Below are 12,344 nucleotides of genomic sequence, written 5' to 3'. Positions count from 1 at the left end.
CGTTTTTTTATTTGATCCATTGCACATCTCCATATTTTCTTGAAAATCATCTTTTATAATGATTTTGAAAAAGAAAAGGGAGGGGTTTTCGATGAAGAGATTTGTATTAACAGCAGTTACAGTCTCCGTAATATCTTTAATTGCTGCATGTTCTGCGACCACAAATACAACAAATGATCATAAAAATATGGACGATAAAAAAACAACACAGACTGAAACGGCTACAAAACCATTGAAAGTTGTAAAAGGGCCAGAAGTTACTTTAGTAGCGAAAGAAGAAAAGCAAAAGCTAAGTAACGGTGTTATTGTTCCAGTCTGGACATTTAATGGCTCATCCCCAGGTCCAGAAATCAGAGTGAAAAAAGGTGAAAAGGTTAAAGTGACATTAAAAAATGAATTATCTGCACCAGTATCTATTCATTGGCATGGGTATCCTGTCCCAAATAACATGGATGGAATTCCAGGTGTGACGCAAGATGCGGTTGAACCTGGAAAGAGTTTCACCTATGAATTTGAAGCGAACGTACCAGGAACATATTGGTATCATTCGCATCAAGATTCTGTGAATCAACTAGATAGAGGTTTATATGGTGCTCTCATTGTAGAAGATACTAATGAAAAATATGATAAAGATTACACATTAATGTTGGATGAATGGGTTACAGATAAAGAAGAAATTAATAAGCAGTTAAAAGAAATGACAAAAGGGCCAACAGGTAATAAATCTAAGGGTAATGAAAATACGAAAAAGAATGATGATATGAAAGGTATGGATCATTCCGGTATGGACAGTGATAAAAAAGACTCTAGTAATATGGCAGGAATGGACCATGGAAATATGAAGATGGAAGGTCATGATATGAGTATGTATGACTTATTCACAATCAATGGTAAAAGCGGAGATTTAGTAGAGCTGTTAAAAGTGAATGAAGGGGATAAAGTTCGTCTTCGACTCGTTAATGCTGGTTATCTATCACATGATATACATGTTCACGGTCATGATATAAAAGTAATTGCGACAGATGGTCAACCAATTAACGATCCAAAAGTTATAAAAGACAAAGTAATTTCAATCGCACCGGGTGAACGTTATGATATTGAATTTACTGCTAATAATACTGGAAAATGGTACGTTGAAGACCATTCAGAAAGTAAAGGTGCAAAAGGAATGAAAGCTGTTATTGAATATGATGGCAGCAAAGAGATGAAAGACAAAGCAGATGAAAAAGAAAAATTACCGAAATTAGATATGACGAAATATGGTGCTAAAAAACCAGGTAGTTTCACGTTAAATCAACAGTATATTGCCACATATAATATGGACTTGAATACGCAAATGAATGGAAATGAAATGGTATATACAATTAACGGAAAGGTATTCCCAGATATTGACCCAATTTCAGTGAAAAAGGGTGACTTAGTAAAAGTAAAATTAGTAAATCGCTCTAAAGTGGACGATCATCCGATGCATTTACACGGTCATTTCTTCCAGGTGTTAAGTAAAGATGGAAAACCGGTAGAAGGTTCTCCAATTGTGAAAGATACTTTGAACTTAAAACCAGGAGAAGAATATGAAGTAGCCTTTGTAGCAGACAATCCGGGTGAATGGATGTTCCACTGTCATGATTTACACCATGCTTCAGCGGGGATGGTAACAGAAGTGAAATATACAGATTATAAATCTGATTATGTTCCAAACCCTAACATTCCTAATAAGCCAGAATAATATGAAGCAGTTATCCTATGGATAGCTGCTTATTTATTTTCGTTGCAAGTGTTAATGCATATGTTGATCGTGCCCGGATGAAGATGGGGGAGTATGATCGGGGAATGTCACGAACACGGCAACGATAATTACCACACTAATTGAAAGTAATAATAAAAAACGCCGTTGGATAAAAGTAGAAAAGGTTTCTGATAAAAGTTGAATTATACATGACATAGTTATTGTTATAGTAAGTAAAAGACTAATGAACAGTATACTGTGGGCTTGTTGAGCGTTTAACATTTCTGTAATCATAGCTCCCATCATACTTGCCATTAATCCAGAGAACAGTCCTTCTAAAGCAGTATATAGGTGAAAACGTAGACCGACTAAAAAACCGATAAACCCACTAATCAAAATAGCAAGCAAAGTAGAATATAGTAATTCTCCTTTGAAGAGAATCCCTAAATAAAAACCTATACTTAAACCGATACACATACTAAAAGACATAATAAATACCATATACTCCATTAGGGTACCCTTACGTTTAGAAATATATGATGTAATAATAATCGAGATACAACAAAGTGTTAAGGCAGTTAACGTATAAGCGAACATCATGATACCTCCCTGTCCTATCATTCACTTCATCATATGTTCAAATGGAGAGTACTTATGCTAATATATATCTGCAAATTATCTGCACAATTTAAAAAAGGTAAGTTCAATATAATTTTCAAATAATGATGGTTCTCTTAGTGGACGATGCTTCATAAAGAATTGTTGTATTTATATTTTGAAAGAATATATGTAAGCAAGTAGTAGTGAATGGAAAAGATGTTCGATTTTTGAGCGTCTTTTTTGTCTATAAGCATGAGAAAGAAAGTGTTATATAATGAGTTTCTATTGTGAAGCCATAAAGAATAAGCGTATAATATTATAGGTCTCTCATTTGTGAGGCAAACCGCGAATGATAAATAAGATGGTTGTTTTATCATCGCTTCTAAACAGATAGACAATGAAAGTAACACTGGAATACAGATAGGGAGTTAGAAGATGAAATTAATTATTGCCGAGAAACCAGATCAAGGTTTGGCTCTTGTTTCACAGTTTAAATATCGCCGGAAAGATGGGTATTTAGAAGTAGAAGCAAATGAGTTATTTCCAAATGGAGCGTACTGTACATGGGCAATTGGTCATTTGACGCAGTTATGTAATCCAGAACATTATCACGCTGAGTGGAAGAAATGGTCACTTAATACATTGCCGATGATTCCAGAGCGTTTTCAATTTGAGGTAACAAAGTCAAAGTATAAGCAATTTAACGTTGTGAAACAGCTGTTACATAATCCACAGGTAACAGAAATTATTCACGCGGGCGATGCTGGGCGTGAAGGGGAACTGATTGTAAGAAATATTATTAATCTTTGCAACGTGCAAAAGCCAATGAAGCGTCTTTGGATTTCATCTTTAACGAAGCAAGCTATTTATCAAGGATTTAAAAACTTACTAGATGAAGCAGATACGATTAATACGTATTACGAAGCATATACAAGATCTTGCGCTGACTGGGTCGTTGGTATGAATGCATCGCGTGTCTTTAGTATTTTGCTAAAGAAAAAAGGAATGAATGATGTGTTTTCCGCTGGTCGTGTACAAACACCAACATTAGCACTCATTGTAAAGCGTGAAAAAGAAATAGAGAACTTTAAGTCAGAGCCGTTTTGGGAAGTGTTCGCAACCTTTAATATAGAAGGAAAGAAATATGAGGGGAAATGGGAGAAAGATAATGAGTCCCGCTTAAATGACCCTGATTTGGCAAATAAAATTGCAGCGTTTTGTCAAAACAAACCGGCTGTAGTAAAAGAAATGAAAACGGAGCGTAAAGAGTTTCAGCCGCCGTTTTTATTTAATTTATCAGCACTGCAAGCAACGGCGAATAAAGCCTTTAAATTTTCACCGAAAAAGACACTTGATATAACGCAAGCACTATATCAAAAAGGGATTGTCTCTTACCCTCGTTCGGATTCTAACTATGTTACACAAGGAGAGGCAGCGACGTTCCCTGATATTTTACAGAAGTTAAGTCAGTTTGATGAATATAAAGGTTTATTGCCAGCACCAATTGAATCGATTATGAATAATAAGCGTTATGTGAATGAAAAGAAAGTTACAGATCACTACGCAATTATACCGACAGAGCAAGTTACAAATCCAAGCAAACTATCAGGTGATGAAAAGAAAATTTACGATATGATCGTAAGAAGGCTGATTGCGGCGCATTATGAAGTAGCAATCTTTGACTACACAACGATTACAACTCTTGTAGACGAACGTGCTGCGTTCATTTCGAAAGGAAAACAACAAATTCAAGAAGGATGGCGTAAAGTCATTTTCCAAGACGATAAAGATGACGAAACGATTCTTCCAATTGTAGCTGAAGGTGAACAAGGGAAAGTTGTAAAGGTGAAAGTGAAAGAGGGGAAAACACAACCACCGAAACGTTATACAGAAGGACAACTTATTACGTTAATGAAAACGGCCGGTAAGTATTTAGAGAATGAAGAGCTTGAGAAAGTATTGAAGAAAACAGAAGGTTTAGGTACGGAAGCGACTCGTGCCGGTATCATTACGATGCTGAAAGACCGTAAATATATAGATGTACAGAAAAACCAAGTGTACGCAACCGACAAAGGGAAAGTATTAATTACAGCAATCGGTGATAAAATACTAGCTTCACCAGAAATGACAGCAAAATGGGAGCAACGCCTTGCGGAAATTGGAGAAGGTACAGCTTCACCAGCGACATTTATGGAGCAAACGAAAAAGCTATCAGCTAAAATTATTGAAGACGCGGTAGAAATGTCGGAGAAATGGGATTTCACCGGATTACATGTTGAATCGATTGAGCGAAAAGGATCGAAATTTACAACAGGTAAAAAGGTCGGGAACTGTAAAAAATGCGATGGCGATGTTATTGATAAGTCGACGTTTTACGGTTGTTCTAACTACAATACAACACAATGTGACTTTACCATCTCGAAGAAGATTTTAAGCAAAGCTATTTCGCAAAAAAACATGACGAAACTATTAAAAGGTGAGAAGACCGATTTAATTAAAGGCTTTAAAAAAGGTGAGAAAACGTTTGATGCGAAGTTAGAGTGGAAAGATAATAAGATTAATTTTGTGTTTGAGAATTAAGTGGTTTTAACAAATGAAAAAGCCCTTTCCCGAGTAAAATGTGCTGTATTAGGTTTGAAAATATAGATAGAAAAGAAAAAGCATGACAATTTTATGTCATGCTTTTTTATTTTATATGCAAACTGTTGATTTGTAAAAAAGATTGATGAGAACGTGTATGTTCAAGGATGGTAAATGTTGTGTAAGAAATAACAAATCTTTTATTGCCCATGACAAGTTTTTTTAATGTGCTTTAACGGGATTAGTATTGTATATGAAAAGCACTCTAATTAATAGAGTGCTTTCTATTTTAAAAACAAACCGTTAGTTGGTGTTTAATTTGTACTTTTTATTGTCTTGCAACACCCTAATTTACAAGCTTCGAAAAAGAGTTCGAATAACTCTTCCTATTTCTTTAAATTATTAATAATTTGGTTTTCCATGTCAGATAATGTAGTTTCTAAAGAACTGAACTCTTCATTTTTTATAGGGCTAGCATTATTAGGATTATTCTTATTTCCGTTTTTGATTGGGATCAAATTATGTTTTGGAGCATAGCGTTTAACTTTTTTATCTTTATCAATTGTAAATTTACCTTGATAAGAGTTTAAAGTAATAAATACTTTTTCCTTAAGACCAAAAAAGTCCTCTTTATCCTCTTTAGCGAATATTAAAACCTCGTCATCCTTTTTAGAAGTTGGAGCGCCATCAAATAGAACTTCAACTTCTGTGTTCAATTCATCTTTAGGTATTTTTAATTTTTCAGGATCATACTCTTGTAATTTTCCTTTTGTTGTTTTTCCACCGATTTCAACAATTTGAATTATATCTCCAGCTTTAACAGCATCGTTAAAACTCTTTGAAACTTGAATTTTCGAACGAGTAAATGTATTCGTATTAAAGTCAAAGTATTCGGAATCCAAAACTTTCCCTTCAACAATCACATCAGACTCTATTGTTAATGCTTTTGCATCTCTGAATCCTTTGGCGAAATCAGCAGATGTAATAACTTGCTCAACATTTTTTACTGCATTGGCGGATGCTTTTATTGTTGGCTGTTCAAATTTAGTTTCATTGCCACTATAAATATAAAATGCTACTGAAGTTATTACAGCAGTTATTATTCCTGCACTAATAGTTTTCTTTTTCATATATACATCTCCATCCGTAAGATAATAAAAAAATTAATATAATGAGTTGATCCCGTACAGTGAGCCTAAGTCTGGTGTATTCACATATCTTTTTGCATCACCAGGTTCACCAGAATCTAGCTGGCACATAATAGAGTCACCTTCCGCATTATTATGAGCAAGACCAAAAGCATGTCCCATTTCATGTGCAAGAGTACCTCTTTTATAAAAATCATTGAATTCATTATAGTTTGGTGCATTTATCAATATTTTCGTCCAAGAATAGTTTTCTTCATAAGGTTTAACTTCACTCCCGCTTTTGTAAAACCTTGCTATTCCTAGTGTATGTTCTGAATATGGGAAATAATTCCCTTTGTAAATATCCATTACACTGGAAGGCTTGTTAGTAGTTTTTCTAAATGAAATAGGTGTAGACAAAATGTGACCTGTATGCACCCAAGCACTCATAGAATCGTTAATTCTAGATGTTTCTCCAGATGCGGAACTATCAATCCAATAATACTGAGTCGAGTTTCCCCAGTCTCCAACTCCGCTTGTTAATCTGAAACCGAATGTTCCAAAATGGGTGCCCGCCGAAGCAGAGGATGGTAGAGTGATAGCTGCAGCAGAAATTAATGCCAAAGAAAAACCAATCAACTTTTTCATCTTTTTCACACAAAAACCTCCTGAAATTGTAATAAAGTGTAAGAAAATAGAATGAAATATATATTCATATATTATAATAACTGAAATTTAAGATAAAGTATATAGGTGTAAAACTCACCTTATATTTCTTAATAATATTTTAACATTCAGAATCAAATTGCGTGTATATAAAGTAAAAATATATTGTATGATTGGAATAAAAGAAAGGAAGATATAAATGGAAAAATTGAAATTTATATTTTTAACTTTAGGGGCAGTGATATTTATTTTATCTGGATGTAATGTTGATACAAATGATAGTGAAATTCAACTAAAAAAAGAGTGTGGGATCAATTAACTGATTCTCAAAAAAGTGAAGTGATAGGAGGATGGAAGAAAGCAGAAATACATAAGGTGGTTTTAACAGAAGAAATGATGAGAGGTATAAAAGATAAATCATATTTAAATGAAGAAGTTTACTTAATTAATTATAAATCTAAAAAGAGTGAAATCCTGGGAAATATAGGTGTATATGTGGATGCGGAAAGTGAAAAAATTATTGGAGGTCGTATTAGAGATTGACATTTGAATGAGCGGTATGGCACAAGAAACTTATTTGTTTTCATAAGTATTGTTTTTAAACAACAAATGAAAGAACTTTTAAATGTTTTTATGGAATTATTATTTAAAATGAAAAGCGCACTGTTCTATGAAGTGAACCCCGAAAACGGGACATGTAATGGAGTAAGACTTCAAAAAATAATGAATATATATTATATTGTTAGAGATAGTGAAGAGGATAAATTGTACAGAAATGGTTTTTTTAAATGGATATGTTGCAACAAGTAATAGATAAATTTAAGTTGAATGTGTTAGCAGTTGAGAACGTTCCTGAGTCTTTTAGTTCGATTGTATATAAAATCAAGCTAATTGATCATCGTACGGTATATATATAAATTCCTTATTCCAAAGTGAAACTTGAACGTGAGTATACTGTACTTAAACGATTATGCAATGAGCTACCCGTACCAGAAATATTAGACTATTGGGAAGGTAATGAAGATGTCACTGGAGCTTTATTATTATCCGAAATCAACGGTGTGCCAATTACTGAGAAGGTGGATAAAGCTTTAGCTTATGATATCGGAGTACACCACGCAATGCTGCATGCAATCATTCCAAATGAGCAGGATTTCAAAAGTGCCATTTCCAATGTATATGGTCAACGGTCTGAGTTTATTGAGCGACAATTTTATTCCTTTGCAGAAGATGTAAAAGAAGTGATTGATCCCTGTTTATACGAACAATCATTGAAGCATTTTGACCGTCAAGTGAAATTACTTCCATCTCCAGATGGACCTAGTTATATACATATGGATTTTCGATCAGGTAATATTTTAGTTCATGAAAATCGAGTAGTCGGCATCATTGATTTTGAAAGTGCACGAATTGGTGCAACCGAAATGGATTTTATAAAAATTAATAGTGATATTTTAATGAAATATCCTGGAACATGGGATGCGTATAAAAAAGGCTATGAGTCCATTCGTCCACTGATTGATTTACAAGAAGTTTTACCGTTTTATCGCTTTACCGATGCGTTTAATGCAATTGGTTGGTGTAAAAGAAGAGGTATTGAAAAGCATCAAACTTTTTTACAGGAGAGTTTAGCATATTTAAACGTTTTTTTAGGAAGGAGGGATAGTTGAAAGAGAATTATCTAACGTCAATAACTGAGATTTTATTTATAAAGATTTTTCCATATTTCATTATTCAACAATTGGGCGCAATTGAGGAAGATACACATGTATAAAATGATCAAATTTTTTTATGAAAATCCAATTAAAACCTCGTTGGAAAGGTATCCATTTTAATCAACTTTTTTCTAAATGGATGCTTTTTTAATTACAGTAACATATTGGTTTGCAAGCTGTTTTGGATCAAACTTTTTTATGAAAAAATCGTATCTAGTTGCCTCCTAGTTATAAAAGAAACTCCATTTTGATTAATCTTTTTTCAAAATGGAGTTTTTCTATTTGTTATTAAATAGGGATTGAAAGGTATTTTTTAATCAAACTTTATTTTAAAGCTACACAAACGATAAAAAATATTTGAAAAGGTAGTATTAAATACGACGGTGATATTATCTGTGTTATTTCTTTTGTATAAAAAACACGCAATAAAAATATCGCTCAAAATAATAAAATTTTATTGTAAAACGATAAAATTTATATTAAAATCAAAAACAGAATAAATAAGTTTGATGCTTTTTATTGAAAAGGTAACAACGTTATTTTTAAAATTAGAGGAGGTATAACTATGGACATTAACAATTTGATTATTGAAAATATGGATAACCCTCATGAGTTGGAGAGAATGTATAGAAAAGACCCGAATGCTTTTAAAAAGTCATTCTCACAAGCATGGGATGAAAACCCTGATTCTCAGCTTCTAGCTGCTTGGTATGAAAGATTGAATTTCAAGGAGACGGCAAATAAAGAAAAAATATCGCTGTTTCAAAAAGGATTCTTATTCATGGGCATGTTAGCTATTCTAGCTGGGCTAAGCACTAGAATCATTTTCCACTTTGTCGAGCAGGAAGCAATTGCTCCAATTAACTTGGCTTTTGGTGTAATTCCCTTTATTGCTGCTTATTTTATTTACAATAATACTCCGAAAAAAGTATTATTTATTTTCTTGCAGCGTTGTTCTTAATTGCCGGGTTGTATCTTAATATGTTGCCATTAAATTATAAAGACAGCAGTATCCTTGCGTATTTACATCTTCCTATATTGTTATGGGTCTTATTGGGACTTGCGTTTACAGGAAATGAATATTCAAAAGGCAGTACAAGATTAGCGTATATTAAATTTAATTTAGAATATTGTCTTCTCTACGCGAGCATGGCAGTGAGCGGAATGATACTAGCGGCATTAACCATGCAGTTATTTAGGTTTGTTGACTTGAATATAGAAGACTTCTATTTTAGTAATGTTATTTTATTTGGTGCTGCCGCTCTCGCTATTGTGGCTGCATACTTGGCATCAATGAATCTTAAACTTGCTAAGAATATTACACCATACATATCTAAAATTTTTAGTCCTCTCGTACTGATCACATTGTTGATTTATCTTATAACGGTTATATGGGTCGGGAAAAATCCGTTCTTGGACCGCAATTTCCTAATGGCCTTCAACGGAATACTCCTTGGTGTATTGGCTGTTACCATATTTTCCATTGTTGAGAGTGATTCAGACGAGAGAAAGAACATTTCAGATTATATCAATTTTGCCTTAATTGTTCTTGCGCTTATTATTGACACTGTGGCTTTATCAGCTATCGTATTCAGACTTTCTTCTTACGGGATTACACCTAATAGACTTGCTGTTTTAGGCGTAAACATACTGATTTGGGCAAATCTCATTTGGATTATGTTCTCCTATATGCGTTTTCTACAAAACAAATCAGGACCGACAGCTATCCAAGATGCCGTTACGAAGTATTTGCCAATCTACGGACTTTGGGCAGCTTTCGTTATATTTACTTTTCCTATAATGTTTAAATAGAAAGGCTTTGTTAATCTAACGACAAGTTAATTTTCTATAATGTATAAAATCCTTAGAGCGGATAATTATCGTTACTTCTATAATTTCTCGAAAATAAAAAACGTCCCAAAGTAGGACGTTTTTTATTATGTGTATTGCTGTTTTTTCTTAATAAGCAACAACACCTGTGACACACAAGCTAGTACTGGTAGTTCTATTAAAGGTCCAATGACTAACGCAAGTGCGATAAGAGGCTCGTCTGGAAAAGCTGTTACAGCAATTGCGAGTGCAACAGGCGAGTTTCTCGCTAATGTTGTTAAGCTTAGGCTTACAGTGTCTTCATAAGATAAATGCATCATACGTCCTACAAACTGTCCTAGTATAAAGTTAATTATGAAGAACAGTAATACTGGTATAAGTAACAATAAAACAACATTCATATTTTGTAATAAGTACTTACCTTGTGAGGCAAACATCGCTACTATTGCTAAACTTAAAAATACAATTTGAGCAGAGCTGAAAAATGGAATGAGTTTATTCTCCAGTGTTTCAACTTTTTTCATTTTATGCATAATGAATTTTGTAGCGTGTGCAAGTACAAATGGTAAGACGATTACGATAACAATGCTTTCCACTAAAACAGAAACCGCTACAGTCTTCATGACACCAGCAAATAAAAATAAATAAATGGGAAGGAGTAGTACTTGCAATATTAAATTTACAGGTAAAATTGCAGTAGAAAGTGCTACATTTCCTTTCGCTATTTCAGTAAAGATTAAGTACCAATCTGTACACGGAGTAACCATTAACATAATAAAGCCGACCCAAAGTGCTGGGTGATCTGAAAGAAATAACGCGCCTAATCCCCAAGCAAGAAAAGGTGTCCATATAAAGTTAATACCTAGGCTTGTTCCAGCGAATTTTAAGTTGCGGAATCCATTTTTTATTTCCTTTAATGGGATGCTGAGGAATAATCCATAAAGCATGAAAAATAAGAAGGGAACAATAAATTTTTCCGAATACATATGTATCATATTAAATTGTCCTAATATAACCCCGAATATAACAGCTGCAAGAATGATAAAGGTTTGAATCTTTTCTAAAGTACTCATTAACTAATCCTCTCTATAGATGAATATCCCTCTCTAGTTGTATTATACAAGGTATTTCCCTTATGTGTTTTTGAATTAATCATTTTGACTGAGGAAATATCTATGTTAAATGTTTTTAATTCAAGATTTTTTTATTTTTTAAAAGTTACTTGACTAAAGTAAGTGGATATATTACAATCACTTACATAAGGTAATTAAATAACAAAAAGTTTTGAGTTACTTAGGTTAAGGTATCTATTGGAACTTTTTATTAGAATAAGAATTTTTATGATGATGAATAATGAATATGATAAGAAAGTTTAGGTGAAGAAAATGGGATTATTTAGCTCGTTATTTGGTAAAAAAGAAGAAAATACAAAAGTAGAGGGGAATAAAACAATGTCAAAAGTATTATTTGTAAAAGCAAACGATCGTCCAACGGAGCAAGCAATTAGTTCAAAAATGTATGAAACATTTGTAAGTGCTTATAAGGAAGCAAATCCGAATACAGAAATTACGGAGTTAGATTTATTCGCATTAGATCTTCCGTATTACGGAAATATCGCTATTTCAGGTGGATATAAACGTAGTCAAGGAATGGAGATAACAGCTGAAGAAGAGAAGGCAGTTGCTACAGTGGATAAGTACTTAAACCAGTTTTTAGAAGCTGAAAAAGTAGTATTTGCATTCCCATTATGGAACTTTACAGTACCAGCACCATTAATCACGTATATTTCATATCTTTCTCAAGCGGGAAAAACGTTTAAATATACAGCGAACGGTCCAGAAGGTTTAGTTGGTGATAAGAAAGTAGTTGTTTTAGGTGCTCGTGGTTCAGATTACTCTTCTGAACAAATGGCTCCTATGGAAATGGCTGTTAATTACGTTACAAACGTACTTGGGTTCTGGGGAATTGCAAATCCAGAGACAGTTGTAATTGAAGGACACAATCAATATCCAGATCGCTCACAGCAAATTGTTGAAGAAGGTTTAGAGAACGTTAAGAAAGTAGCGGCGAAATTTTAATTAATGATAGTAAATGTAAAAC

At 33.4% G+C, this 12,344-nt stretch carries 10 protein-coding genes and 1 pseudogene; 7 read left to right on the top strand and 4 right to left on the bottom strand.

Annotated elements, in window-relative coordinates:
• Positions 1-91: 91 nt before the first annotated feature.
• Complete coding sequence (locus JFU18_RS06210; protein ID WP_201032984.1) at positions 92-1,726, top strand: multicopper oxidase family protein; 1,635 nt, start codon at positions 92-94, stop codon at positions 1,724-1,726.
• Positions 1,727-1,777: 51 nt separating this feature from the next.
• Here JFU18_RS06210 and JFU18_RS06205 read toward each other — a convergent pair whose 3' ends face one another.
• Complete coding sequence (locus JFU18_RS06205) at positions 1,778-2,323, bottom strand: hypothetical protein (protein WP_002141309.1); 546 nt, start codon at positions 2,321-2,323, stop codon at positions 1,778-1,780.
• Positions 2,324-2,761: 438 nt separating this feature from the next.
• Here JFU18_RS06205 and topB point away from each other — a divergent pair, with 438 nt between their 5' ends.
• Positions 2,762-4,906, top strand: coding sequence for a DNA topoisomerase III (gene topB, locus JFU18_RS06200; protein ID WP_002012275.1), 2,145 nt, complete (start codon positions 2,762-2,764; stop codon positions 4,904-4,906).
• A 386-nt stretch (positions 4,907-5,292) separates the two neighbouring features.
• Here the strand turns inward: topB and JFU18_RS06195 are convergent, their stop codons facing one another.
• Positions 5,293-6,036, bottom strand: a complete 744-nt coding sequence (locus tag JFU18_RS06195) for a hypothetical protein (protein ID WP_201033633.1) — start codon at positions 6,034-6,036, stop codon at positions 5,293-5,295.
• A 33-nt stretch (positions 6,037-6,069) separates the two neighbouring features.
• The gene (locus tag JFU18_RS06190; protein ID WP_201034582.1) at positions 6,070-6,681 is read right to left on the bottom strand and encodes a zinc metalloprotease; all 612 of its coding nucleotides are present in this window, start codon (positions 6,679-6,681) and stop codon (positions 6,070-6,072) included.
• Positions 6,682-7,002: 321 nt separating this feature from the next.
• Between JFU18_RS06190 and JFU18_RS06185 the strand changes: the two genes are divergently transcribed.
• From JFU18_RS06185 to JFU18_RS06175, 4 genes and pseudogenes are all read left to right on the top strand, one after another.
• Positions 7,003-7,242 (top strand): hypothetical protein, encoded by a 240-nt coding sequence (locus JFU18_RS06185; RefSeq protein WP_201032986.1) that lies wholly within the window; start codon positions 7,003-7,005, stop codon positions 7,240-7,242.
• 245 nt (positions 7,243-7,487) lie between these two features.
• Entirely contained in the window at positions 7,488-7,616 is a 129-nt protein-coding gene (locus tag JFU18_RS30480; RefSeq protein ID WP_277956386.1) for a hypothetical protein, read from the top strand.
• A gap of 15 nt (positions 7,617-7,631) precedes the next feature.
• A complete protein-coding gene (locus JFU18_RS06180) occupies positions 7,632-8,369 on the top strand; it encodes a phosphotransferase family protein (protein WP_374101386.1) in 738 nt (245 codons plus the stop codon).
• Positions 8,370-8,979: 610 nt separating this feature from the next.
• Positions 8,980-10,226 (top strand): annotated as a pseudogene (locus JFU18_RS06175) (DUF4153 domain-containing protein).
• Positions 10,227-10,351: 125 nt separating this feature from the next.
• On the opposite strand, the gene JFU18_RS06170 reads toward JFU18_RS06175, so the two are convergent.
• Entirely contained in the window at positions 10,352-11,317 is a 966-nt protein-coding gene (locus tag JFU18_RS06170; protein WP_085310469.1) for an arsenic resistance protein, read from the bottom strand.
• A gap of 312 nt (positions 11,318-11,629) precedes the next feature.
• Between JFU18_RS06170 and JFU18_RS06165 the strand changes: the two genes are divergently transcribed.
• Positions 11,630-12,322, top strand: a complete 693-nt coding sequence (locus JFU18_RS06165; RefSeq protein ID WP_201033634.1) for an FMN-dependent NADH-azoreductase — start codon at positions 11,630-11,632, stop codon at positions 12,320-12,322.
• Positions 12,323-12,344: the final 22 nt, after the last annotated feature.

Origin of the sequence: Bacillus sp. TH22 (assembly GCF_016651015.1) — a bacterium.
In the GTDB taxonomy this organism is placed as follows: Bacteria; Bacillota; Bacilli; order Bacillales; family Bacillaceae_G; genus Bacillus_A; species Bacillus_A mycoides.
This window is presented reverse-complemented; position numbering and strand designations above follow the sequence as displayed.